General features: G+C 44.0%; 24 protein-coding genes. 17 read left to right on the forward strand and 7 right to left on the reverse strand.

The window, feature by feature from the left end; translation table 11 throughout:
- Positions 1–127: 127 nt before the first annotated feature.
- Positions 128–532, forward strand: a complete 405-nt coding sequence (locus ACEN9X_RS20995; RefSeq protein ID WP_413666995.1) for a VOC family protein — start codon at positions 128–130, stop codon at positions 530–532.
- 102 nt (positions 533–634) lie between these two features.
- Here the strand turns inward: ACEN9X_RS20995 and ACEN9X_RS21000 are convergent, their stop codons facing one another.
- A complete protein-coding gene (locus tag ACEN9X_RS21000) occupies positions 635–1,954 on the reverse strand; it encodes an SGNH/GDSL hydrolase family protein (RefSeq protein WP_413666996.1) in 1,320 nt (439 codons plus the stop codon).
- A gap of 20 nt (positions 1,955–1,974) precedes the next feature.
- A complete protein-coding gene (locus ACEN9X_RS21005; RefSeq protein WP_413666997.1) occupies positions 1,975–3,198 on the reverse strand; it encodes an OmpP1/FadL family transporter in 1,224 nt (407 codons plus the stop codon).
- A gap of 228 nt (positions 3,199–3,426) precedes the next feature.
- On the opposite strand from ACEN9X_RS21005, the gene ACEN9X_RS21010 reads away from it, so the two are divergent.
- The 12 genes from ACEN9X_RS21010 to ACEN9X_RS21065 all read left to right on the forward strand — a co-directional run bounded on the left by ACEN9X_RS21010 (position 3,427) and on the right by ACEN9X_RS21065 (position 17,647).
- Positions 3,427–4,314 (forward strand): helix-turn-helix domain-containing protein, encoded by an 888-nt coding sequence (locus ACEN9X_RS21010; RefSeq protein WP_413666998.1) that lies wholly within the window; start codon positions 3,427–3,429, stop codon positions 4,312–4,314.
- Between the two features lie 478 nt (positions 4,315–4,792).
- A complete protein-coding gene (locus ACEN9X_RS21015; protein ID WP_413666999.1) occupies positions 4,793–6,589 on the forward strand; it encodes an acyl-CoA dehydrogenase family protein in 1,797 nt (598 codons plus the stop codon).
- A gap of 335 nt (positions 6,590–6,924) precedes the next feature.
- The gene (locus ACEN9X_RS21020; protein ID WP_413667000.1) at positions 6,925–7,668 is read left to right on the forward strand and encodes an electron transfer flavoprotein subunit beta/FixA family protein; all 744 of its coding nucleotides are present in this window, start codon (positions 6,925–6,927) and stop codon (positions 7,666–7,668) included.
- 321 nt (positions 7,669–7,989) lie between these two features.
- On the forward strand, positions 7,990–8,967 hold the full coding sequence (locus tag ACEN9X_RS21025) for an electron transfer flavoprotein subunit alpha/FixB family protein (RefSeq protein WP_413667001.1): 978 nt from the start codon (positions 7,990–7,992) through the stop codon (positions 8,965–8,967).
- A gap of 13 nt (positions 8,968–8,980) precedes the next feature.
- Positions 8,981–9,424 carry an acyl-CoA thioesterase gene (locus ACEN9X_RS21030; RefSeq protein WP_413667002.1) on the forward strand — a complete coding sequence of 148 codons (444 nt, stop codon included), beginning with the start codon at positions 8,981–8,983 and terminating at the stop codon, positions 9,422–9,424.
- 81 nt (positions 9,425–9,505) lie between these two features.
- Positions 9,506–9,775, forward strand: coding sequence for an acyl-CoA-binding protein (locus tag ACEN9X_RS21035; protein ID WP_413667003.1), 270 nt, complete (start codon positions 9,506–9,508; stop codon positions 9,773–9,775).
- A gap of 251 nt (positions 9,776–10,026) precedes the next feature.
- Positions 10,027–10,479, forward strand: coding sequence for a DUF2147 domain-containing protein (locus ACEN9X_RS21040; RefSeq protein ID WP_413667004.1), 453 nt, complete (start codon positions 10,027–10,029; stop codon positions 10,477–10,479).
- Positions 10,480–10,498: 19 nt separating this feature from the next.
- Entirely contained in the window at positions 10,499–12,892 is a 2,394-nt protein-coding gene (locus ACEN9X_RS21045) for a 3-hydroxyacyl-CoA dehydrogenase/enoyl-CoA hydratase family protein (RefSeq protein ID WP_413667005.1), read from the forward strand.
- Positions 12,893–12,920: 28 nt separating this feature from the next.
- On the forward strand, positions 12,921–14,096 hold the full coding sequence (locus ACEN9X_RS21050) for an acetyl-CoA C-acyltransferase (RefSeq protein ID WP_413667006.1): 1,176 nt from the start codon (positions 12,921–12,923) through the stop codon (positions 14,094–14,096).
- 33 nt (positions 14,097–14,129) lie between these two features.
- Complete coding sequence (locus ACEN9X_RS21055) at positions 14,130–15,944, forward strand: AMP-dependent synthetase/ligase (RefSeq protein ID WP_413667007.1); 1,815 nt, start codon at positions 14,130–14,132, stop codon at positions 15,942–15,944.
- Positions 15,945–15,952: 8 nt separating this feature from the next.
- Complete coding sequence (locus tag ACEN9X_RS21060; RefSeq protein ID WP_413667008.1) at positions 15,953–16,729, forward strand: enoyl-CoA hydratase/isomerase family protein; 777 nt, start codon at positions 15,953–15,955, stop codon at positions 16,727–16,729.
- Positions 16,730–16,735: 6 nt separating this feature from the next.
- Positions 16,736–17,647 carry an SDR family oxidoreductase gene (locus ACEN9X_RS21065; RefSeq protein ID WP_413667009.1) on the forward strand — a complete coding sequence of 304 codons (912 nt, stop codon included), beginning with the start codon at positions 16,736–16,738 and terminating at the stop codon, positions 17,645–17,647.
- A 515-nt stretch (positions 17,648–18,162) separates the two neighbouring features.
- Here the strand turns inward: ACEN9X_RS21065 and ACEN9X_RS21070 are convergent.
- Positions 18,163–18,642 (reverse strand): Dps family protein, encoded by a 480-nt coding sequence (locus tag ACEN9X_RS21070; RefSeq protein ID WP_243481165.1) that lies wholly within the window; start codon positions 18,640–18,642, stop codon positions 18,163–18,165.
- A 75-nt stretch (positions 18,643–18,717) separates the two neighbouring features.
- Between ACEN9X_RS21070 and ACEN9X_RS21075 the strand changes: the two genes are divergently transcribed.
- From ACEN9X_RS21075 to ACEN9X_RS21085, 3 genes are read left to right on the forward strand one after another with little or no spacing between them, the layout of a single operon-like run.
- Complete coding sequence (locus ACEN9X_RS21075; protein ID WP_413667010.1) at positions 18,718–19,503, forward strand: DUF4905 domain-containing protein; 786 nt, start codon at positions 18,718–18,720, stop codon at positions 19,501–19,503.
- Positions 19,504–19,524: 21 nt separating this feature from the next.
- Positions 19,525–20,541: a DPBB and LysM peptidoglycan-binding domain-containing protein gene (locus ACEN9X_RS21080; protein ID WP_413667011.1), complete on the forward strand. Its 1,017-nt coding sequence runs from the start codon at positions 19,525–19,527 to the stop codon at positions 20,539–20,541.
- Positions 20,534–21,166, forward strand: a complete 633-nt coding sequence (locus tag ACEN9X_RS21085; RefSeq protein ID WP_413667012.1) for a uridine kinase — start codon at positions 20,534–20,536, stop codon at positions 21,164–21,166. Before ACEN9X_RS21080 ends, ACEN9X_RS21085 begins: the two co-directional genes overlap by 8 nt.
- Positions 21,167–21,271: 105 nt before the next feature.
- On the opposite strand, the gene ACEN9X_RS21090 is transcribed toward ACEN9X_RS21085, so the two are convergent.
- Genes ACEN9X_RS21090 through ACEN9X_RS21100 form a run of 3 tightly spaced genes read right to left on the reverse strand, consistent with a single transcriptional unit; the run spans position 21,272 to position 23,071 of the window.
- Positions 21,272–21,931, reverse strand: a complete 660-nt coding sequence (locus tag ACEN9X_RS21090) for a 3-oxoacid CoA-transferase subunit B (protein ID WP_413667013.1) — start codon at positions 21,929–21,931, stop codon at positions 21,272–21,274.
- A gap of 58 nt (positions 21,932–21,989) precedes the next feature.
- On the reverse strand, positions 21,990–22,337 hold the full coding sequence (locus ACEN9X_RS21095; RefSeq protein ID WP_413667014.1) for a four helix bundle protein: 348 nt from the start codon (positions 22,335–22,337) through the stop codon (positions 21,990–21,992).
- Positions 22,338–22,381: 44 nt separating this feature from the next.
- Positions 22,382–23,071: a CoA transferase subunit A gene (locus ACEN9X_RS21100; RefSeq protein ID WP_413667015.1), complete on the reverse strand. Its 690-nt coding sequence runs from the start codon at positions 23,069–23,071 to the stop codon at positions 22,382–22,384.
- A 168-nt stretch (positions 23,072–23,239) separates the two neighbouring features.
- Here ACEN9X_RS21100 and ACEN9X_RS21105 point away from each other — a divergent pair, with 168 nt between their 5' ends.
- The gene (locus ACEN9X_RS21105) at positions 23,240–23,797 is read left to right on the forward strand and encodes a hypothetical protein (protein ID WP_413667016.1); all 558 of its coding nucleotides are present in this window, start codon (positions 23,240–23,242) and stop codon (positions 23,795–23,797) included.
- A 159-nt stretch (positions 23,798–23,956) separates the two neighbouring features.
- On the opposite strand, the gene ACEN9X_RS21110 is transcribed toward ACEN9X_RS21105, so the two are convergent.
- Positions 23,957–25,042, reverse strand: coding sequence for an SGNH/GDSL hydrolase family protein (locus ACEN9X_RS21110; RefSeq protein WP_413667017.1), 1,086 nt, complete (start codon positions 25,040–25,042; stop codon positions 23,957–23,959).
- Positions 25,043–25,304 lie beyond the last annotated feature (262 nt).

The following is a 25,304-nucleotide window of genomic DNA, read 5'->3' on the forward strand; positions in this document are numbered from 1 at the left end:
AATAGATGGAAATTGCTCAGGATGTTGTACATAACGAAGTAGTTAGTTACTGTTAAATAATCTTCAAAATGTTGTACAACTTTTCTTCTATGTTATTGCACCTTTAATCATCCAAACATATTTAACTATGAAAAAAGTAACGGGCCTTGGGGGCGTATTTTTCAAATGCGACGATCCGAAAGGTATGAACGAGTGGTATGTCAAAAATCTTGGATTGCCAGTGGGGCAATACGGAACAACGTTTGATTGGCGGCATGCCGATGATCCGTCGAAAATAGGGTCTACATCTTGGTGCACGTTTCCGCAGGATACCAAATATTTCGATCCTTCTACAAAACCATTTATGGTTAATTACCGGGTAGAGAATCTTGTTGCACTGGTAGATGAGCTAAGGAAAGAAAATGTAACGATTATTGATGAGATCGCTGAATATGACTACGGCAAATTTCTACACATCCTTGACCCGGAAGGCAACGTCATTGAACTCTGGGAACCGGGCGATGAATCAGACCCGGATAACGTAGTCGGGTGATTTTAGTCATAAGTCGAAAGCCTTAAGTTCTAAGTCGGCAGAGGTAAATCCTGCTTATGACTTAGAACTTAAGGCTTTCGACTTGAGACTTCTGACTAAAGATCAAGGGAACTTAACGCCGTTATAATCCGAGATATTTACCTGTGGTATTGATGAGTTGTATTTATCATTAATAGCCTTTATAAATTCGTTAGCCACAATAGCATACCCGCGTGGGGTAAGGTGTACCCCATCCAATGAAAACAGGCCGCCGCTGATGTAATTTGAATTAACGCTGACGCCATCAACCACCAGGCCGTTCTGCTTTATATTTTGTAAAAAAGTGTACGCATCAAATACTGCTAACCCCTTTGATGCTGCTACAGATTTTATGGTGGTGTTATAAGAAGTAACATAATCCTCGGTAAGGGCAACTTCCTTTTCGTCGAGTACATACTGGTTGTCTATCGGTGTATAGGGCGTTAAGCCATAAGGCAGATTGCCAACAGGTGTTGCAACCGGCTGCCCGATCTTGCTTGTAGGGAAGGTAAGTATGATGAGATCATTGGCTGTTGCCACGCGTGGGGCATAAGTGCTTCCCGATACCAGCGCGTTAATATATAAAGCCTTTGCATTCGGATTAGCTTTTTGCACGCCGGCCAGTATTGCACCAACCGTAATTGTATTAAAATATGGTATCGAAGTTACATCTGGTACTGTTGCAACCACACCTTTTTGCCCTTTGGCGGTGAGGGTGTTTATCAATACGTTATATAAAGCAGCAAAAGTGCTTTTATCTGTCAGTACGTCGCCCGCTCCGCCAGATGTGGCATATCCCAAAGCGTCATTATTCCCCAGCCAGTTCGAGAAGAAGGTGAACGGCTTAGACATAACAAAATCAAGATAGGTGGTGGAGTTTGTTGGCGCATTACCGGGCAACAGGCGTTCAAAATACCCATTAAGATTGCCGTATGGCGCATAGGTGATATGCATTAGCTTAATACCGGGCACGCCGTAGTTATTGATATCGCCGGTGTATTTGGTATATAAAGTAACGTTTCCAAAGCCGGGGACAGGCAATATACCGCGTATGGCAAGGTTGGTAGTTACCGGAGTGGTAATAGGAGTGCCATCAGCATTAAACCCGGTGAGCGATAAATAGCCTGATCCGTTTGCCTGGGCGGTACTGAATAATGGCTGCGAAAACGTGCCGCCGCCAACCGACTGCATTTGCTTACCTATAATGCTTGGATAAGATACTTGCTGACCCGCAAGATATAAGCCCCCATCGGCATACCCGGCAGTGAGCGAATTACCCAACGCAATGTATCGTGAAAAATCAACAGAACCTGCAGACGGCTTTGGCGTATGGATTTCGGGCTTGCAGGCACCTAATAAAAGTAAGCCTGCAATAATATAAATATGTAGTTTAAACGTTTTCATGTATTGATTTCTTTAAAAGATTACCAATGATAGGCCAATGAGATACCTGGTATATACACATCAGTTTTAAATGATCCAGATAATTGCGACTCGAAATTAGTTTGAGTACGCTGCATCAGGTGCTCATACTCAAAGGAGATATCAATATCGAGGTGCTTAGCAACGGTATAACCTAAACCCAGGGTGCCGTAAACCCTGTTGGCATCGGGCGCTTCGGGAGTTACATAGCCATCCAAAACAGCGGTACTGGCGTAGCCGCCGCCGAAACGCAGGGCCAGCTTATCATTTGCCTTGTATTGAGCGCCTCCGCGTAAACTATACGCCTGCTGGTAATTCCGGGCAGAATGGGTGTCCTGTAATACGGCTGTATTGGTTTTATAATCAAATGATAATGTCTTATAGCTATCCCAGTTAACGAGGTTAACATCCAGCGCCACGATCCATTTACTGCCCGGATAAAATCCGAAGCCGATGGAATTAGTGGCCGGCAATGGTATGGTTGATCTGAAAGTATTGGGCTGCGGAAAGCTGCTTTGTAATGACGAAGGCACAGTAAAAATAGCATCACCGGCCGGAATAGTAGTATTTACCTGCGAGCGGTGCGTAATACCAACGGTGATACCCGCCTCCGTTTTAAAGTAAACGCCGGCATTCCATCCGTAGCCTTTGCCGCTGCCTTTCAGCCGGGCCTGGCCTGGATCGCCATTGCTGTTTGCCAGCGGAATAGCCCTGGTCAAATCAACGCTGCCGTGGTTGTAAACAAATCCTCCGCCAATACTCATCCAATCGGCCAGTTTTACACTCAGGGTAGGTTGAATATAAATGGCTTTCAGATTAAGGCTTTCCAGCACATATTTACCCTGCCAGGTGTTGCCCCAGTCGGTTAAACCGCCAAAAGGGGTATAAACACCAACTCCTAATTTCCAGAAAGACGATTTTGGCCCCCATACGGCATAAGCCTGGAACGGGGTCGCTACTTTATTTGAAGTGTGATTTTGGATTGATGTTCCGGCCGGGTTAAAAACAGATTTGAACAATAAGGGGCTTATTCCTCCCTGTATGTAATTTTCGGGCAGCATGGCCATAGCACCCGGGTTAAAAAATACGGAAGCGCCATCCTGTACAATACCCGTACCGGTATGGCCCATGCCAATTTGCTTTTGCCCTTCCAAATTAACCTGGAAACCCTGGGAATAGGCTAACAGCGGTGCCATGGTAAGCACCAGGAGTAGAAATTTTCTCATAAAATTATAATTGGTTCGCGACAGGAAATTGCTTAAAGGTTACAATTTGAAACTGTCAGGGATAAAATTAGTTTGGATTGGGAAGAAAAAAAGGGCTATAATGCGGAGATATTAGTCAAAAAGTCGGATAAAGCTTATTTTTAATAACAAACAAGAAAAACCACATTACAACTGTCTTTTTTATAATTTTTTGACGAATACAGCAGTTGAATTGTAATATTGAATCATATGAATAATAAGGTTGGACAATTAAGCTTATCAAAATTTGCAGATCTTTACGCGGACAAGCTGGCCGGCGCCGATTTTTTTGTTGTTGACGAAAAGCAATTACTGAGTTTGAGCGAATATCCTTATCGTTCGGATGGCTATATTATAGGTATTTGCACCCGCGGTACAGCTAAGGTTGAAGTAAATCTGCAGATCTACGATGCCCGGCCGGATGCCATGCTGTTGGCAACCCCCTTTCATGTTTTAAGGATCTACAACAGCAGTCCTGATTTTTTATGCCGCTTTGTTGTTTTTAGCAAAGCTTTTCTGATCGAAAATAGTGTTAACAGTCATTTTCTCGAATCGTTCAGTTATTTTAACAGTGCATCTATCCCTGTGATCTACCCTGACAGTGCCGACGCGAAAATGATACTGGAGATTTATCTATTGATCCAGCAGAAACTGGCACGTGAAGGACATCCATACCACGTTGAAATATCCAGGAGCATTTTAATGACATTGCTTTATGAGATCCAGGCTATTTATGAAAAGCAGCATACCATAATAAAAGGCAAACAAACCAGGAAACAGGAACTGAATGTGCTTTTCCAGGCCCTGGTTTTCCATCATTATAAAGAACACCGCAACGTGCAGTATTATGCCGATGCACTTTATGTTTCCTCCAAGCATTTAACAGAAACCATTAAGGAAGTAACCGGGAGAACCGCCGGCGAATGGATAGATGATGCAGTTATCCTCGAAGCTAAAGTATTGCTAAGAAACCATGAGATCAGCATTGCCCGGGCCGCCGAGAATATCCATTTCCCTGATCAATCTTCGTTTGGCAAATATTTCAAAAAACATACCGGGATGTCGCCATCTGATTACAGGGCGATATCTGCGCATTGATAAAAAACATGTCATTGCGAGAAACCATCAGGGAACCCCTAAAAAAAATCGTAATGACGTATAAAATATATCTCAGCGATGGTGCGCGGGGCCGCGTTAGTGATAGGAGCGGATACCGGCCTTGTGGCTAATGCTTGTGCAGTATGAGCGGATAGCATGGGCCGCAGGCAACGCCTATATTCATAAAACTGATCAAAAAAATATAGCTAATAATCAATAATTTACAATCACGTCATTATAAGCGATAGCGCGGCAATCGCACAGAGGCACGGCCGCCCTGTATAGCATGCGATTGCTTCGTCGTTCCTCCTCGCAATGACATTTTTTGTCGCATCCTAAACATTTATACCATTATCCCCCCACCTCATCCTTCACCCCATCATTTCCGACTTTTTGACTAATATCTCCGCATTGCTGCCCTTTCTTTGGCTTGGTAATGCGTCTAATTTTACCCCTGATTATAAACCAGAAAAACTTTATGAATGCCACAGAACCGATGAAAGCCATAAAAGGAGGGGAGTTTCTGATCAGGGAAACTTCCGCGGATAGCGTTTTTATTCCCGAAGAATGGAATGAAGAGCAGTTGATGATCGCTGAAACATGTACCAATTTTCTTGCACAGCAGGTAACGCCAAATTTGCAGCGAATTGATGAACAGGAGGAGGGATTAATGCGTCATTTAATGGATGAAGCTGGTGCATTGGGATTGTTAGGCATATCAGTACCCGAAGAATACGGCGGTTTCGGTAAGGATTTTAAAACCGCCATGCTGGTTACCGAAAAGCTGGGCGCTGGTCACTCATTTTCAGTGGCATTTTCGGCACATACGGGTATCGGCACCATGCCTATATTATATTATGGCAACGATGCCCAAAAACAAAAATATATCCCCAAGCTGGCAAGCGGTGAGTGGAAAGGAGCTTATTGCCTTACAGAACCAGCCGCGGGCTCGGACGCCAATTCGGGTAAAACAAGGGCGACGCTTTCTGCCGATGGTAAGCACTACCTCATCACCGGTCAAAAAATGTGGATCACCAACGCGGGCTTCGCAGATGTATTTACCGTTTTCGCCAAGATAGATGACGATGAAAACCTGAGCGCATTTATTGTTGAAAAAGATTTTGAAGGCCTTTCGCTCAATACGGAAGAACATAAAATGGGTATCAAGGGAAGCTCAACCCGCCAGGTGTTTTTCAATGATTGCAAGGTGCCGGTTGAAAATCTCCTTTCCGAAAGGCAGAACGGATTTAAGATCGCGGTCAACATTCTAAACCTCGGCCGTATAAAATTAGGCGGCGGAACAGTTGGTGCAAGTAAAGATGTGATCACCTCATCGGTACGTTACGCTAATGAACGGGAACAGTTCGGGCGGGCCATTTCCAAATACGGTGCTATAAAATATAAACTGGCCGAACAGGCCATCCGTACCTATGCCTCGGAATCGGCAGTGTACAGGGCCAGTCAGAATATGGAGGAGGCAACAGAAATGTTAATCGCCTCGGGCCTTGATGAAAACAAAGCCAAACTGAAAGGGACTGAGCAGTTTGCCATAGAAGCAGCGATCCTTAAAGTTCATGCTTCAGAAGTTTTGGATTATGTGACCGATGAAGGGGTACAGATTTACGGTGGTATGGGCTACAGCGCCGAAGCGCCGATGGACAGGTCGTACCGCGATTCAAGGATCAACCGGATTTTTGAAGGTACTAATGAAATTAACCGCCTGTTAACCGTTGATATGATGCTCAAACGTGCCATGAAGGGCGAGCTTGACCTCATGGGGCCTGCCCAGAAAGTAGCCGGTGAATTGATGAGCATCCCCGATTTTGGTGCCGCTGAAGAAGATGGTCTGTTCATAAAGGAAAAGAAATACATAGCCAATTTTAAAAAGGCGATATTGATGGTAGCCGGCGCAGCTGTTCAAAAACTAATGATGCAATTGAGCAAAGAGCAGGAAGTATTGATGAACCTGGCCGATATGCTGATTGAACTTTATGTAAGCGAATCGCTGCAATTGAGGGTGGAGAAACTGGTTGGTTTAAGGGGCGAAGAAGCCTGCAAAGAACAACTGGATATGATGCGGGTGTTCATCAATGATGCTGCCGAACATATTGCCAAATCGGGTAAAGAAGCACTAAACTCCTTTGCCGAAGGTGACGAAAGAAGGATGATGCTGATGGGCCTTAAGCGCTTCACCAAAACTGAAGACATTAATACCACCCAGGCACGCAGAAATATTGCTGCAAAACTGATCGCCGAAAATAAATATTGCTTTTAATTAAAAAAACTTTTGAGACTATCATGTGGGCACATTTTTTAAATAAAAGAAAATGTCATTTCGATTGAGGAGGGGCAGAGCTGAGTGGTGGAGCGAAAGAGAAATCTTATACACCTTGCAGAGCCGTATGGATGGTTCAGAGCATGATCTATAAGATTTCTCCTCACCCCGCAACGCAACCCCAGCTGGTTCATTCGAAATGACATTCGATTTTATTGATTTATTTTCATTGACAAGATGTGTCCACCCTGCATTGTTAAACGTCCTTCGCTTGGATTTGCGGAAGCCTTCATCTCCCTTAAATAATATCAACCTAAAAAAACGAAAAACTGATAATGAGAATATTAGTGTGTATAAGCCAGGTGCCAGACACGAGCACCAAAATTGTATTGAAAAATAATAACACCTCGGTTAACAGTGATGGCGTTACCTGGGTGATCAACCCATACGATGAATGGTACGCGTTGATCAAAGCTATCGAATTAAAAGAAAGCGGCATCGCAACCAATGTTCACCTGGTAACCGTGGGTAAGGCCGACGTTGAGCCCGTGATCAGGAAAGCACTGGCGTTGGGTGGTGATGAAGCCATTCGCATTGATGCAGAGAGTAGTGACCCTTACGAAACCGCCCGTTATATAGCCGAATATGCTGCCGGAGTTGGCTATAACCTTATTTTATGCGGCAAAGAATCTATCGATTATAACAATGGCACTACAAGCGCCATGCTGGCCGAATTGCTGGATGTCGATTACATCGGTTTTGCAACCGGCATCCTGGTAGAGGCTGATACAGCTGTGGTAACGCGTGAAATTGAAGGCGGCGAAGAAACGGATGTTTGTAATTTGCCGGCAATCATTTCCTGTCAAAAAGGTGTCGCCGAAGCACGGATACCTAATATGCGCGGCATCATGGCTGCCCGTACCCGTCCGTTAAAGGTTATCACGCCTTCAAAAGTACCGGCAGTAACCGAAATAATTTCCTATGAACTGCCGCCCGCTAAAGCTGGTATCAAACTTGTAAGCCCGGATAACCTGGATGAACTGGTGGAACTGTTGCATACAGAAGCTAAAGTTATTTAATAATGATATCTATTGTCCGTCCACAGGTGGTCGGAAGATTTAAAAAGTATGGGGATTGTGCGATTCCCTCTTCTGGGAGGGTGTAGGGAGGGGTTCATCAATACACCTGTTCGGCTGAAATGGCGAACAAACCCCTCCCTGCCAACGCACATTCCGGCCGCACCCCTCCCGAGGGGAGGGAATTAAAAAATCTTCCGAACACTTATAGTTTGTGCACCGGAGCATCTTATATGGAATCTGATAGTAGTATTTGATCATCAAATTATTGCTTTAAGCTTTGCATTCTGCTTTTAGCTTTTATCTAACTAAAAAAATAAAAAAATGTCTGTAATAGTATTGGTAGAACATACCGGGGGAATCATAAAAAAACAAAGCTTTGAAGCAGTGCAATATGCCGCGCAGGTAGCTGAAAAAATGGGTACTACAGTAACTGCCATTGCTTTGGGCAGTGTTGCCGTTGCCGAAATGGAAGGCCTTGGCCAGTATGGTGCACAAAAAGTACTGCACGTTGCCGATAGCCGGTTAGATGAGCTGCATTCCAGGGCATATGCCGGTGCGCTGATAGCCGCAGCACAGAAGGAGAATAGTAAAGTAATTGTAACCCTTCATGATCTAAAAGGCAGGGCAGTGGCCCCGCGGGTGGCTGTAAAGCTACAGGCAGGGCTTGTGGCCGGTGCGCTCTCATACCCTGATACGGAAAAAGGATTTGTGATTAAAAAAGCCGTGTTTTCGGGTAAAGCATTTGCGTATGCAAATATTTTAAGTGAGGTAAAGGTAATTATGCTGATGCCTAATACATTCCCGGTGAAAAAGCTGGGGGGTAAGGCGGTTGTTGAGCAACTGGATGTAAGCTTTAGCGAAAAGGATTTCGGCGTAAAGGTTAAATCGGTAAATAAAGTAACCGGTGAGGTACCGCTTGCTGATGCCGAACTGGTTGTTTCGGGTGGCCGCGGATTAAAAGGACCTGAAAACTGGGGCATTCTGGAGGACCTGGCAAAAGAGCTGGGTGCCGCCACCGCCTGCTCACGCCCGGTGGCCGATTCGCACTGGCGGCCGCATCATGAACATGTGGGCCAAACAGGCGGTACTGTACGCCCTAATTTGTATATAGCGGTGGGGATCTCAGGGGCTATACAGCACCTGGCCGGTGTTAATGGTTCAAAAACTATTGTAGTGATCAACAAGGATCCGGAAGCCCCATTTTTTAAAGCCGCCAATTACGGCGTAGTTGGTGATGCTTTAGAGATTTTACCACGATTAACAGCGGCTGTAAAAAAGTTTAAGGAACATCATCAATAAAATAATCAGGGCTATGGAGTTTTTTTATGAAGGACAGGTGCTGTGGTCGCAGATAGACTCGAACCAGCACATGAGGCATTCTGCTTATGCCGATTTTGCAGCGCAAGCCCGCATCATTATGCTGGAAAGCCTGGGTTTAAAACTGCCAACACTTTATGAATACAAAATAGGGCCTGTATTATTCAGGGAAGAGATGATCTACCTGCGCGAGATTGGGATCAACGAGCAGATCAGGGTAACCTGCGAGCTTATCAAATCCCGGCCAGATGGATCCCGCTGGGCAATCAGGCATGAACTGTACCGGGGCGATGGTGTTAAAGCTGCTATTGTAAATGCCGAGGGCTCATGGATTGATATGGAAAAGCGCAAACTGGCCATATTACCTGCAGCGTTAAGCCAAATGTTTATGAAAGCACCCCGCAGCAGCGATTATGTGGAAGAAGCCAATCCAGCCTGAAATAATTAAATGGTATTGAATATCAGTTTATAAGCTTTAGGCTTTATGCCTTCAGCTTTTTAGCTTTTAAATAATTTATCTATGACCGATATGAAAGACGCCTTTGAAAAAGCAGTTAAAGAGAGTAAAGAATTGCCTTCAAAGCCTGATAATGAAACATTACTACGCCTGTACAGTTTATATAAACAGGCAACGGAAGGCGACATCAATACAGAAAACCCTCCGGGTATGTTTGATTTTGTGGCTAAAGCAAAGTGTGATGCATGGTTAAAACAGAAAGGCATTACTACCGATGATGCCATGCAGCAATATATCCTGCTTGTAGCACAATTATCAAATAAAACCAGTTAGCTTTAATTCCGAAATATTGACAAATGTTTCCGCCGTTTAGACCTTTATAAAGCGCTGCAGAAATAGATATTTGTTATTATAAACCACCCGGTAATTATGCCGGGACTAAATTATTTAACCATTTTATAATTCTACCTGTCTCTTTTTTTAGAAGGCTTCTGATGCCGGATCTTACTATTTGGTGAAATCTGAAAAGCATGTGCCTGCTTTAAAAAAGAGCTGATCTTATTTATAAAAATAAACCTCAGGCAATGTCAGTATCAAAGAAACATTTCGTCCTTTTTGCATTAATCCTGTTAACGGTTGTGGCAGTAAGCATCAACGCAAAAGCGCAAACCGATAAAATTGAAGGTTTATGGTACAATGATGTAAAGAGTGCCAAAATCCAGATCACTAAAGAAAGCAACGGCAAGTTTTACGGTAAGGTGGTATGGCTTAAGGAACCCCTGAAAAACGGGAAGCCTAAAGTTGACGAAATGAATAGCGATGAAAAACTGCGCTCAAGGCCGAGGCTGGGTTTACCTGTATTGGCCGATTTTGTAAAAGATGGCGATAACAAATATACAGGCGGAACAATTTATGACCCTAATAACGGTAAAACGTACTCCTGCAAAATGACCTACAAAGGTGGAACCCTGGATATCCGCGGATATATCGGCATTTCACTTTTCGGGCGTACAACTACCTGGTCGCGGGCCGAATAAATTAAAGAATTAATAAAACATGCAGATACTAATGGATGCTAAACGAATTATAAAGAAGGTTGCAGTATTGGGGTCGGGAGTAATGGGCAGTCGTATAGCCTGTCATTTTGCAAATGTCGGCGTACAGGTATTGTTGCTTGATATTGTACCTAAGGATGCCCCATCGGCAGATAAGAAAGCGCGGAACAAAATTGTGAACGATGCGCTTGATTTTGCTCTAAAATCAAACCCTTCGCCCATCTACCTCAAATCATTCGCAAAACGTATCACAACCGGCAATTTCGAGGATGATATGCCCAAAATTGCTGATTGCGACTGGGTGATAGAAGTGGTGGTTGAACGGCTGGATATTAAACAGCAAGTATTTGAAACTGTAGAAAAGTACAGAAAACCCGGAACGCTGATCACCTCAAATACATCCGGCATCCCGATCCATTTAATGGCCGAAGGCAGGAGCGATGATTTTAAAAAACATTTTTGCGGCAGCCATTTCTTTAACCCGCCGCGTTATTTAAAATTGCTGGAGATCATCCCCACAAAAGATACGCTGGCAAGTGTAGTTGACTTTTTGATGGAGTATGGTGCAAAATACCTGGGGAAAACCACCGTGTTGGCCAAGGATACCCCTGCATTTATAGGTAACCGCATCGGGGTTTTTAGCATCATGAGCGTGCTGCACTACGTGGAGCAAACCGGTATGACTGTTGAAGAGGTTGATAAGTTGACCGGGCCGGTAATAGGGCACCCTAAATCGGCCACTTTCCGTACCAATGATGTGGTTGGTTTAGATACGATGGTGCACGTTGCCAATGGCCTTTACAAAAACGCACCGGATGATGAGGCCCGGGAATTATTCAGGATCCCCGCATTTGTGGATGGAATGGTGAAAAATAACTGGCTTGGCAGTAAAACAGGTCAGGGATTTTATAAAAAAGAAAAGAGTGACGGTGCAAACCAGTTTTATGCGCTCGACCTGAAAACGCTTGAGTACAAACCTTCCCAAAAAGTAAAATTCGCTTCGCTCGAAACTACAAAAGCGGTTGATAACCTGAAAGAAAGGCTAAGGATCCTGGTTGCAGCAAAAGACAAAGCCGGCGATTTTTACCGCAGCACCTTTTACCAGTTATTTGCTTATGCCAGTAACCGCATTCCCGAAATAGCCGACGAGCTTTACAAAATAGATGCTGCCACCAACGCCGGTTTTGGCTGGGAATTGGGCCCCTTTGAAAAGTGGGATGCGCTTGGTGTTGAAGATACGGTAAAAGCTATGGAAGCTGCCGGGAACAAACCTGCACAATGGGTTTACGACATGCTTGTGGCAGGAGCAAAAAGCTTCTATAAGTTAGAGGATGGCAAACGCCTGTACTATGATATCCAATCGAAAAGCTACAAGATAATTCCGGGTACGGAAGGGCTTATTTTGCTCAATAATATCCGCGAAACAAATACCGTGTGGAAAAACAGCGGTACTACCATTACCGATATTGGCGATGGCATCCTGAACCTTGAATTTCATACTAAAATGAATACGATAGGTGGCGAGGTAATAGAGGGCATAAATAAGGCCATCACCCTTGCCGAAGCAAGTTACAAAGGCCTTGTTATATCAAATGAGGGTGCCAATTTCAGTGCCGGGGCTAACGTAGGCATGATATTCATGATGGCCGTTGAACAGGAATTTGATGAGTTGAATATGGTAATAAAGGCCTTCCAGAATACCATGATGCGGATCCGCTATTCGTCTATTCCGGTGGTAATAGCCCCTCATCAAATGGCTTTGGGCGGCGGTTGCGAAATGTGCCTGCATGCCGATAAGGTGGTAGCTCATGCAGAACTATACATGGGCCTGGTTGAATTTGGTGTTGGTTTGATACCGGGCGGCGGGGGTACAAAAGAATTTGCCCTGCGCCTTTCAGACGAACTCCAGGATGGTGATGTTGAACTCAATAATTTCCGCGACCGCTTTTTAACCATTGGCCAGGCTAAAGTATCCACTTCGGCTTATGAAGCTTTTGAATTTGGCTACCTCAAAAAGGGTAGGGATGTAGTCGTGGTATCCCGCGACAGGCTGCTTGCCGAGGCTAAACAACAATGCCTGCAGATGGCAAATGAAGGGTACATACAGCCTATTCCGCGCGGTGATATCAGGGTGCTGGGTAAACAAGCGCTGGGTTTGGGTTATGTGGGTGCCAATACCATGTACAGTGGTAATTACATCAGCGAACATGATGTGAAGATTTCGCAGAAACTGGCCTATGTACTTTCTGGCGGCGACCTGTCCCAGCCTTCAATGGTGAGCGAAGAATATTTGCTGGGGCTGGAACGTGAAGCTTTTGTTTCGCTTTGCACCGAAAAGAAAACGCTTGAGCGGATCCAGTCTATTTTAACCGGCGGAAAAGTGTTAAGGAACTAAATTTTAAATAGTATAAAATCTCAATAAAATGAACGCATATATAGTGGCAGCCAGTCGCAGCGCTGTTGGAAAAGCTACCCGGGGCGGGTTCAGGTTTACCCGTCCGGATACGCTTGCAGCGGATGTTATCAGGCACCTGCTGGCATCGGTGCCCAACGTGGATAAAGAGCAGATAGACGATGTGATCGTGGGCAATGCTACGCCTGAAGCCGAACAGGGATTGAATGTAGCCCGGCTCATTTCGTTAATGGCGCTTGATACTGATAAGGTTCCCGGCATGACAGTAAACCGCTATTGTTCATCGGGCCTGGAAACAATCGCCATCGCATCGGCAAAAATACACAGTGGCATTGCCGATTGCATTATTGCCGGTGGTGTGGAAAGTATGAGCCTGATCCCGATGGGGGGCTGGCGCATTATTCCAAACGCCGATATTGCCCTTGCACACCCCGATTACTATTGGGGGATGGGCCTCACTGCCGAAGCTGTGGCCAGGGAATATCATATCAGTCGCGAAGAGCAGGACCAGTTTGCTTATAACTCGCATCAAAAAGCCATCAGCGCCATTAAGGAGGGCAAGTTTAAAGATGAGATAGCACCGGTAAACATTGTGGAGACCTATGTAGATGAGAGCGGCAAGAAAAAAAAGAGGGAATTTAAGGTAGATACAGATGAAGGTCCGCGCAGCGATACCTCAATTGATGCATTGGCTAAGCTTAAACCGGTATTTGATGCAAAGGGCGTGGTAACCGCCGGCAACTCGTCGCAAACCAGCGATGGAGCAGCTTTTGTGATGGTGATTAGCGAACGCTTTCTGAAAGAGAATAACCTTAAGCCCATTGCCCGATTGGTTAACTACGCGGTTGCAGGTGTGCCGCCCCGGATTATGGGGATTGGTCCGCTGGTAGCCATTCCCAAAGTATTAAAAATGGCAGGGATGAAGCAGCAGGATATTGAGCTGATAGAGTTGAACGAGGCCTTTGCTTCGCAATCACTGGCCATAATAAAAGGACTGGAGCTTAACCCCGACATTGTAAACGTTAATGGCGGCGCGATATCACTTGGTCATCCGCTTGGCTGCACCGGAGCCAAACTTTCTGTTCAGCTTTTTAACGAATTGAAGCGGCGGGAAAAAAAATATGGTATGGTTACCATGTGCGTGGGCACCGGTCAAGGTGCGGCGGGTGTATTTGAACTGTTATAGGAAATTACCATTATCTAAATAATTGCTGCAAACATGGAAAAAGCGACAAGATTGTTTGATTGCATAGCTACCCAGGCCAAAGTGCCCAGGGCTGACTTTTTGAATGCAAAGGAGAATGGTTACTGGAGGTCATATAGCACCGAAGAAGTGCATACCATGATCAACCAGTTATCTGCGGCCTTGTTGGACCTGGGAATTTCGGGTGGCGATAATACTACCGAAGGCCGCGATAAAATAGGGCTGATAAGTAACGGCCGGCCCGAATGGGTAATAACCGACCTGGCAGTGCAGCAAACGGGCGCAATATTGGTTCCGCTATATCCCAACACGGGCACTAAAGAAATTGAGCAGATTTTAAATGAAGCCGAAGTTAAATACGTATTTGTAAGCACTAAAGACTTATGCGATAAGGTTAAAGAGGTACAGCTAAATATCCCCTCCTTAAAAGCCATTTTTACTTTTGACAGTATCGATGGATGTAATCATTGGTTAACATTGCTCAAACCTTTAAAAGATGGCGATCTGCAAAAAATACAGCAAATAGCTGGTCAGATCACCGAAAACGATGTGGCAACTATCATTTATACTTCAGGGACCACCGGTCGGCCTAAAGGCGTAATGCTTACGCATAAAAATATCATGACCAATGCGATGGCATCCGGCGATATCCTTAACCGGATCCCGCTGAAAGAGAAGCGTGTTTTGAGCTTTTTGCCCATGAACCACATTTTTGAAAAGATGTGTACCTATGTTTATCTGTACTACGGTTTCTCTATTTACTATGCCGAGAGTATGGATACCATTGGGGCAAACATGAAAGAAATAAAGCCTTCACTCTTTACCGCAGTTCCCCGTTTGCTCGAAAAAGTGTTTGAAAAAATTATGGTGCAGGGGCAGAAGCTAACCGGTATTAAAAGGAAGATCTTTTTCTGGTCGGTAAGGGTGGCCGAAGCGTATGAAATTAATAATACCAGTTTATGGTATAAGATCAAGCTGGCCATAGCCGATAAACTGGTTTACAGCAAATGGCGTGCTGCCATAGGCGGAAATATAACGGCTATAGTAGTAGGTAGTTCGGCCTGTCCCCTTAAGCTGGAAAGAATTTTCACCGCCGCCAATATTGTTATAATGGAAGGTTATGGGCTTACCGAAACCTCGCCGGTAATTGCTGTTAACTGTTATCAGAAAAGCGACCGGAAATTTGGTACCGTGGGCCGCTTGCTGAGCGGTGTGCAGGTTAAAATTGCACCTGATGGCGAGATCCTTTGCAAAGGCCCTAATGTTATGCTGGGATATTATAAAAATCCTGAGCTTACGGCAGAAGTACTGGAAGACGGATGGTTCCACACCGGTGATATAGGTGAACTGGACAAAGATTCGTTCCTGAAAATAACTGATCGTAAAAAAGAGATCTTCAAAACCTCGGGCGGTAAATATGTGGCCCCGCTGCCTATCGAAAATAAAATGAAGGAAAATTATTTTATTGAGCAGATGATGGTTGTTGGCTCGGAAAAGAAATTTGTTGCTGCGCTGATTGTTCCATCTTACACCCATTTGAAACCCTGGTGTAAGGAAAATGACATCACTTTTTCATCTAACAGTGAATTAGTTAAAGATGCCCGGGTGATCGAGCTTTATCAATCAATTATCAATACCTATAATCCTGAATTTAATCACGTTGAACAGGTGAAGAAAATTACCCTGCTTCCCGATGAATGGTCGATAGATAGTGGCGAACTTACACCAACTGGGAAAATGAAACGGAAGGTGATCACCGAAAAATATAAAGCCGCAATAGATAAAATGTATCCCTGCGAAGTGAGCGAGGATCCCACTCTTGTAAACTGATTAACCGGATGAATACATTTCAAACAACCATACAGGGTAAGCTGGTTACAATCTCGCTAAACCGGGGCCGGTCAAATGCCATCAATCATGAAATGGTTAAAGAGCTGGACGCCTGTATAAAAACACTGGAGAATGATGACAGTGTAGGAGGGGTTATTTTAACCGGTAAGGAAGGCTTTTTCTCGTCAGGGATCGACCTGATTGAGGCTTATGATTATAACGAAGAGCAAAGCCGTCAGTTTTGGATAGATTTTTTAGCCCTGCAAAATACTTTAGCAGCTTTCAGGAAACCACTGGTAGCGGCCATAAGCGGTCATAGCCCCGCAGGTGGCTGCATATTAGCCATTTGCTGCGATTACCGGGTAATGGCCGCAGGGACATTTATCATCGGGCTAAATGAAGTTCCGGTAGGTATTATTGTTCCTGATAGTGTTTTTAATCTGTATTCATTTTGGCTTGGTCAGCGTAAGGCTTATCAATATTTAATGGAGGGAAAGCTGCTTAAAGTGGATGAAGCGCTGGAGTCCGGACTGATCGATGAAGTTGTTGAGCCAGGCAAATTAATGAACGCGGCCATAGAAAAAGTAACCACTTACATGAAACTAAACCCGGTTACCTGGACTGAGAGTAAACTAAACCTGCGTGAGGAGCTTACAGATAAACTAAAAGCCGATCAAACCGATACCCTGAACAAAATGTTGAAGCAATGGTGGGCGCCTGAAACCAGGCAAGGCCTTCAAATGATGATCCAAAATTTAAAATCAAAAAATACCGCTGTTAAATAATTGACGATGACTGATCCGACAACTCCAAATGATGCTGCAAACTACAATCCCGCAAAAAACGGTGGAATGTTGAGAGATGATGCCTTGAAAGGGAAAACCATCATTGTAACCGGTGGCGGAACAGGTTTGGGCAAAGCAATGGGGACTTACTTTTTGCATTTGGGTGCTAACGTGGTAATCACCAGCCGTAAGCTGGAAGTGCTACAGCAAACAGCTTCTGAAATGAAAGTAGAAACAGGCAGCAAGGTATTGCCGATTGCCTGCGATGTGCGGAAATATGATGAAGTTGAAAAGATGTTGCAACAAGCCATTGAAGCGTTTGGGCAGGTTGATGTACTGTTGAATAACGCGGCAGGTAATTTTATTTCGCCTACCGAGCGTTTATCGGCAAATGCGTTTTCGGCTATCATTGATATCGTTTTAAAAGGTTCAGCTAATTGTTCACTGGCTTTAGGCAAATATTGGATCAAAGAGAAAATGCCCGGTAACATACTGAATATTATCACTACTTATGCCTTTACAGGTTCGGCTTACGTTGTGCCCTCGGCCTGTGCGAAGGGTGGCGTGCTGGCCATGACCAGGTCTTTAGCGGTTGAGTGGGGCAGGCATGGTATCCGTGCCAATGCCATTGCGCCGGGCCCGTTTCCTACAAAGGGTGCCTGGGAAAGGTTGTTGCCGGGTGATATGGCCCAGAAGTTCGATTTCAAAAACAGGGTACCGCTTAAGCGGGTAGGAGAGCACCAGGAACTGGCAAACCTGGCCGCCTTTTTGGTATCTGATTTTTCAGGGTATATCAATGGTGAAGTAATTACGATTGATGGGGGAGAATGGCTGCAGGGTGCTGGTCAGTTCAGCGGGCTTGAAATGATACCGGATGAAATGTGGGATAGTATTGAGAAAGCTACGCGGTCGGCGTAGGTACGGTGTGTGCACATCTTTTTAATTTTATCAATTAATAAAAAAATGTCATTTCGACGAACCAAGGGTGGCGTTGCGCATCGGAGGTGAGGAGAAATCTTCTACGCTCTGCTTTTACAGCTATAAGTGTACAGCCTGATGTAGAAGATTTCTCTTTCGCTCCACCTCTCAGCCCGCCCCTGCTCAATCGAAATGACATTTTTTTATAAGATGTGTACACACAGTAGGTCGGCGTAGTGGGGAACTGGTATAGCTAAATAAAAAAGCCTCCCGATAACGGAAGGCTTTCCAAAATATGTTTTCCTACAAGGGCTCGAACCTCAATCTTCAGAGCCAGAATCTGACGTGATACCATTACACCATAGGAAAATAACAGAACATCTGCATCGCAAAAATGATGCGTTTTGTCCACTGCAAATATACTAAATGTGCAAATCGATGTAAAGTCCGTTTTTGAAAAAAGCCGTAACCAGGTTAACTGATTACGGCTTTTTTACAGTAGGATTATCTGCGGATTAGTCCTCGTTTACGAAGGAGCGGAGCATCCAGGTATTTTTTTCATTGAATTGCATGAAACGGTTGATCATATCATTGGTGCCGTCGTCGCCGGCATCAGCAGTGATATTCAATATTTCGCGTTCCATTTTTATCAGTGCAGCCAAATCTTCAATAACGGCTTTCACCATCAGGGTGTCTTTTAAGCCAATGGTTTGGATCTCTTTGATGCTTGATGTTTCGATATAATCTTTAAACGTGCTGATAGGAGGTTTGCCAAGGCTCAGGATCCTTTCGGCAAGCTCATCAATGGTAACAAGCGCTGCGGTATATAATTCTTCAAATTTGAGGTGCAGGGTAAAAAAGCTTGTGCCTTTAACGTTCCAATGGCAGCCGCGCAGTTTTTGGTAGTGGATATGGTAATTGGCCAGCAGGTCGTTCAGGTGGTCAACTACCGGTTTTACTTTAACTTCTTCGAGGCTTATTTCTTTAGCGTTCATAAATAAATGTGATGTTTTTAAGTGTAACATGCCGCCAGCGGCAATGTTTGGTAAAGATAAACAGTTTTGATTTTAATGAGCATATTTGCACTCTTTATGACTTCGCTTTTACCCTTCATCAGCAAAACTTACCAGGCCCCGGTTTGGCGTATGGAAATTGACAAGAGCAGCCAAACGCTGTTCCTCGAGATCAGGGACCATGCCAATAAACAGGTGAGTTTTTCGGCCCTGAACCTGCAAAGCGGTGATATTTATTTTGAAGGTTTAACCACCCCCGAGCGCTGGCTCACCGGTATTGAAGCTGCGTATAATGGGGTGTTGCTGCTGCACAATTATCAGTCGGCCACAGGGCCTGTACATAAAGGCATCACCGCTATTGAAGCTGTATCGGGCAAAGAGTTGTGGAGCAATTTTACTTTGGCGTTTGATCATCTTTCGGTAAACGGGCCAATAGTATATAATGCCCAGTTGCAGCCTAAGAAATTATTTTTAATTGATGTTAAAACAGGCGGCACAATCAGGGCCTACGAAACGGTAATTGATCAGCCCTTGAATAATCAGATCATCATCCCGGAACTAATACCCGCAACGGAGATAAATAAATTATATTTACCCTTCAGTGTACATGCAAATGCGGTTCATTATATCAGTTACAATAGTTTCAGAATTGTATCTTTGCACACGCTTTTGCAGGAGCATCTTGAACAGCACTTGTTTGTATTTAACGAGGAGGGTACCCTTTTGTATCACGATTTGTTAAACAATGCTATACAAAAAATGCAACCCGAGGCGTTTGTACTACATAATAATCAGCTCATCTATTTAAAAAACAGATCGGGCTTAATAGTGTTGAACTTGTAAATTACTGTATTATAATTTATTATGAAATTTAAGATTTTATTATTAGTCACTCCTTTACTCACATTCTCTATATCGCTTTTTGCAAATCCGCTTGTCGATTCGATAGGTGTTGAAAATCTGAACGGTAAAAAAGTGATCGTTCACAAACTCGATCCAAAAGATAATTACTACTCCATAGGCCGCCGTTACAATGTTAGCCCTAAAGCCATCATACAGTTTAATAATAACGCCCCCCTTAAAATCGGTGGTATCGTAAAAGTACCTACCGAATTACCATTCTCTGGCGAAGGTGCTGCACAACCTACTGTAACTGCACCCACAAAACAAGTAGTAACAACTCCATCTCCTGCACAACAGAAGCCGGTTACCCAAGCTCCCGTTCAGCAAAACAAACCACAGGTTCAGCCTCCGGTTAGCTCGCCGGCACCGGTAGCTCAAGCTGCAGCAGCCAAGCCACAGCAAGCGTCAGCTGATACCGTGAAAAAAGTGAGTATGCTTAACGTACAACAGTACAAAGTATCGGCAGGGGAAACCTTGTTCTCCATCGCCAAACGTTTCAATACTTCGGTTGAGGATATCAAAGCGCTTAACAAGCTAAGCTCCGATTCTGTAACTCCTAACCAGGTTATTAATGTGCGCACCGGTTTACCTCCCGAAGAAGCTAAGCAGCCTGTAATGCAGCGCGATTCAACTTCTGTTGCAGCACAACAGGATACAACAGGCGGCGACCACGGCAAAGCCAACCGTTTTGGCCTGTATGAAAAAATTGAGAAAGGTGTTGCTATCTGGATGGATGACGCCAGTTTAGACCCTAAAAAGGAATTGGTACTGCACCGTACAGCGCCAATCGGTACTATCATCAAAATTACAAACCCTATGAACAATCATACCACCTTTGCAAAGGTTGTTGGCCGTTTTACCGATAACGAAACAAACAAAAATGTTTTGATCATCATGACCAAAAATACAGCCGATGCTTTAGGTGCTTTAGATAAACGTTTCCAGGTAAATATCAGCTACGGCAGCCCGAATGAATAAACCTTATATTATTGGAATTGCCGGCGGAAGCGGCTCAGGCAAAACCTTTTTTTTGAAGTGCTTTTTAGAACATTTTACTGCCGACGAGGTGAGCCTCGTATCGCAGGACGATTATTATATCCCGGTAGCGCATAACATGACCAAGGAGGAGAACAAGGAATATAACTTTGATCTCCCTTCAACTATTGATCACGAACATTTTCAGCAGGATATCAGCAAACTTTTAAATAAGGAAGCTATCCTGAAACAGGAATATACTTTTAACAATCCCGATGCTATCCCTAAAATGATAGAGATCAAACCCGCGCCTATTTTAATAGTGGAGGGCCTGTTCATTCTGCATTTTAAAGATATTTCCGAACTGCTCGACCTGAAAGTTTTTATTGATGCCGATGAAGATGTAGCCCTGCAGCGCCGTCTTAAACGCGACCTGATAGAGCGCGGCTACTCACACGACGATGTGATGTACAAATGGATCAATCACGTGGTGCCGGCCTATAAAGAATACCTGCTGCCCTACAAAGATGAATGCGACCGCGTAATCACAAACAACACCCATGTTGCGGAAGATATCATGGTGATAACCGAAGAGATCTCGGCCGATTTGAGGAAGAAGCTTTTTTAATTTGATAATGTCTTTGTAATTTGAAAATTAGTTGATTTGAAGATTTGAAAATGTTTTTTGAATGATGGAATTTCCTCATTTTCAAATCTTCAAATTCTCACATTTTCAAATCAAAGAAATTTCTGGTACATCCCCGTCAACAATAAGCTTACCAGCGGTAGCCTGCTTTATCTCCTCAACACTTACGCCCGGCGCACGTTCTATGAGCCTGAATCCGCCTTCGGGTAAAACGTCAAATACGCCAAGTTCGGTAACTATTTTCTTAACACAATTTACGCCGGTCAAGGGTAGGCTACATTGAGGCAACAGTTTTGATTCGCCGGCTTTATTTACGTGCTGCATTGCTACTATAATATTTTCTGCTGATGCTACCAGGTCCATAGCGCCGCCCATACCTTTAACCATTTTACCCGGGATCTTCCAGTTGGCAATGTCGCCGTTTTCGGATACTTCCATAGCGCCTAAAATAGTTAGGTTCACCTTCTTTGCCCTGATCATCCCAAAGCTCATAGCCGAATCAAATATGGCCGAGCCGGGCAGCATGGTGATGGTTTGCTTCCCCGCGTTAATGGTATCCGGATCTTCCTCACCCTCAAAAGGGAAAGGGCCCATGCCTAACAAACCATTTTCGGATTGTAACACCACATCCATGGTATCCGGGATGTAATTGGCTACCAACGTAGGAATGCCAATGCCGAGGTTAACGTAGTAACCGTCTTTTATTTCTTTCGCAATTCGTTTTGCGATACCTTGTTTGTCTAACATAAATCAATTTGAAAATGTGTTGATTTGAAAATTTGAAAATGTGCTTATTGCGAGAGCTTTAAGATTTTGAACTTGCGATAATTTTCGAAAGGATTTTGATAATTACACTTAATTTTTCAAGAAGTACTTCGTTAAATGGATAAGTCTTTGAAAACTTACAAAGCAGTAAAAAGTATTCGGTTTCATCAGCCTCTTTGGCGGCGATTTTAAGTTTGTGAATAAAATCATTTTTGCTTTCTGCGTTTTGAGCTTCCCGAACATTTGCGCCTATCGAGGTTCCCGATTTAAGGATTTGTCGTGCGATCACAAATTTTCTTTTTTCTTCTAATTCTTCAGAAAACTCAATTATATCAAGCGCGAATTCAAGAGTTAGTTTTACTATCAGATTTTCTTTGTCGTTTCTCATTATTTTAATTCATTTTCAAATTGTCAAATCGACACATTTTCAAATTATCTTACTGTTTTGTGCTCAATCCGTTTCTCATAATGATCCCCCTTAAAAATCCTATGCACATAAATACCCGGGGTATGGATATGATCAGGATCAAGTTCGCCGGGTTGTACCAGATCCTCTACTTCGGCAATGGTTATTTTACCCGCCATGGCCATAACCGGGTTAAAATTGCGTGCAGTTGAGCGATATACCAGGTTTCCCATAGTATCACCTTTCCAGGCTTTTACAATGGCGAAGTCGGCATCAAAAGCCATTTCCATTAAATAATCTTTGCCATTGAAATTACGTACCTCTTTGCCTTCGGCTACTTCGGTACCAATACCTGCAGGAGTAAATATGGCAGGCATACCATAGCCGGCGGCCATGCAACGGGTGGCCAAAGTACCCTGGGGGATCAGTTCAACTTCAAGCTCGCCGCTTAATAGCTGGCGTTCAAATTCGGCGTTTTCACCCACGTACGATGAGATCATTTTTTTTACCTGGCGCTGCTTCAGCATCAGGCCGATGCCAAAGTCATCAACCCCGGCGTTGTTGGAGATACAGGTGAGTTGTTTAACCCCCCTTTTTACCAGCGCAGCAATACAATTTTCCGGCAATCCGCATAAACCGAAACCGCCCAGCATCAAGGTCATGCCGTCGGTAATGTCGCGGATGGCCTCGTCGGCACCACTAACTACTTTATTCATATATTATAATTGGTTGCTATAAATTTAAATAAAATAAGCTTAACGCTTATTGTTATGTAGATAACTTCCTATGGGGCGACTGTGTTTTTATGAAAGATGATTTATAGGTTTTATAAAACAAATAGAAATTAATTCTATTAATAGTTAATATATCAAATATTAAAACCTATGGAATTAAGAGATAACGAGTTCAGGAGCGATGAGCTTAAGCGCCCTGAACAGGAGGAAAACAAACCCAACGCTTACCGGGTAGACGACGATAGTAATGAGGAGGAAAAAGACCTGAAAAGAAGTTACCTGTTTGGCAGTTCGGAAATGAAAAGCCCGGACGATGAAGGCATGGAGGGTAAAGGAATGGGCGGTCAAAATTTTGGTCAGAATAACATTACACCGGCAGGAAACGATAAAGACAACCCCTCGCAAATGGCAGGCAATAACAATGAATACTTTAACCGTACCCAGCCTGCCGAAGAGCATCCCGAAAACAGCAATTTTAAAGATCCTAACCAGGCAGGTAACGCCAATTACAGTAATGTGATCAACGCGTCACAAAACGGGCGTTCGGATGAAGGCGAAGGGCAAACAGAAACCAATGATAAGAAACCCAATCCCCAGCAGCAATACCAGGAAGGAACTGCGGATGATGACGGGGATAGCGAAACGAAACAGCAAACTAACATTCCGGGCCCAAATGAAGTACCTGACCAGCAAAAGGTAGGGGAGTAGATTAAACTTTTTTGTCCCCTTTTTCTTGCGCTCGTTTGCAACGAGTGCTTAATCTGGTTAGGCGATTGCATCGCCGGTCGCGTTATAAACGCTAACCCATGTTAAGCACTCGTTGCAAACGAGCGCAAGTTATAGCAGTTTATAATAAAATGATTTTACCTACCATTTAACAGTCTTATCCAAAAAAGCGATCAAATCATCGGCCATAGCTTGTTGCTCTTTTAAACTTGGGTGCCCCGGCGTATTTTTGTATGGAATAAAATGGGTATAAATCTGTTTGTCGTTTAAAGCAGCAACTGCTTTTTCAATATAACCAGGCCATGGCGAACCTGCTTTGGTTGCATCCATACTGCCTAATGCACAAACGATCTGAGCTTTCGGGTAAACCTTGCGGATGTTTTTTATAAATTCTTTATAAGCTTTAATGAGTTGTTCAGGTTCCGGTGCTTTACTACCGAAACGCTCTTTAAACTGCGGGTTATTGGGTTGGTTTACGATCCATGAATCATTTTGGAAGAGGTTAATCACCACCACATCAGGTGTATATTTTTTAAAGTTCCAGATGCTTGTTGGATCTGTCGGATCAAGGCGGTTATACATCTCCGGCATAATAAGCGGAAACCAGCTTACGGTAATGCCAATGCCACTTTTTGAGGTACAAACATATTGCGCATCGAAATGACGGGCGGTTAGTGCTGCGTAACTCAGGTAGCCGTTTTCGTAAGGGGCGCTGCCGCGATCCTGCCCTGTCGTATCTTCATCGGCATAGCCGCAGGTAATGGAGTTGCCGAAAAATTCGATTTTACGTTTTTTTGCGTCAGGCGGTGGAAGGGCGGTGGCGTCTTTGGCCAAAGTAAACTGGTAAAAAAGGGTTTTGCCTTTGTCCCATTCGGTGCGTTTAAATAATTCAAGTGTATGCTTGCCTGCAGGCAGGTTTTCGGCAAGGGTATAGGCCTGTTTGGTATTATCGAGGTGAATGGTATTGATCACTTTATCATCTACTATGATGGTATAATAGTTTTCGCCCCGTTCATCCTGCATCACAGCCGATGCGCCTGTTCCGTCGAAGTTAATCTTTAATGATGAGCCAGTCCAGTATAGTTCGGCAGCTTCGTCGGTTTGGTTGATCCGCCCGGTGTAACGGATGCGCTGATCTTTGCTCTTTAAAATAACGCTTTGAGCGATGCAGCTTGTTATCGAAGTGGTAAATGCTATAAAAAGTACAAAGAAATAAAGTTTGCGCATTTTTAATCAGGGTTTGGTGGCCCTAAAATAGGAAACTTATGCTAAAATTAACGCAGTAAAAATCCCGTCTTGAGAGTAATCCCCATGCATTGACAGTTAAAGCAAATTGGTATGGCGCATAGTTGACTCACCCGGTCTACGCTACGCTGGACAACCCTCTCTGTCTTTTGTGCCGTTGTTGGTGTTGTCACCAACAACTTCTGTCTTTTTTAATAAATCATGTTTTTTAATTACGTTACCATTAATAAAACTGGCGAACAAA

Source organism: Mucilaginibacter sp. Mucisp86, from assembly GCF_047324315.1.
Classification (GTDB): domain Bacteria; phylum Bacteroidota; class Bacteroidia; order Sphingobacteriales; family Sphingobacteriaceae; genus Mucilaginibacter.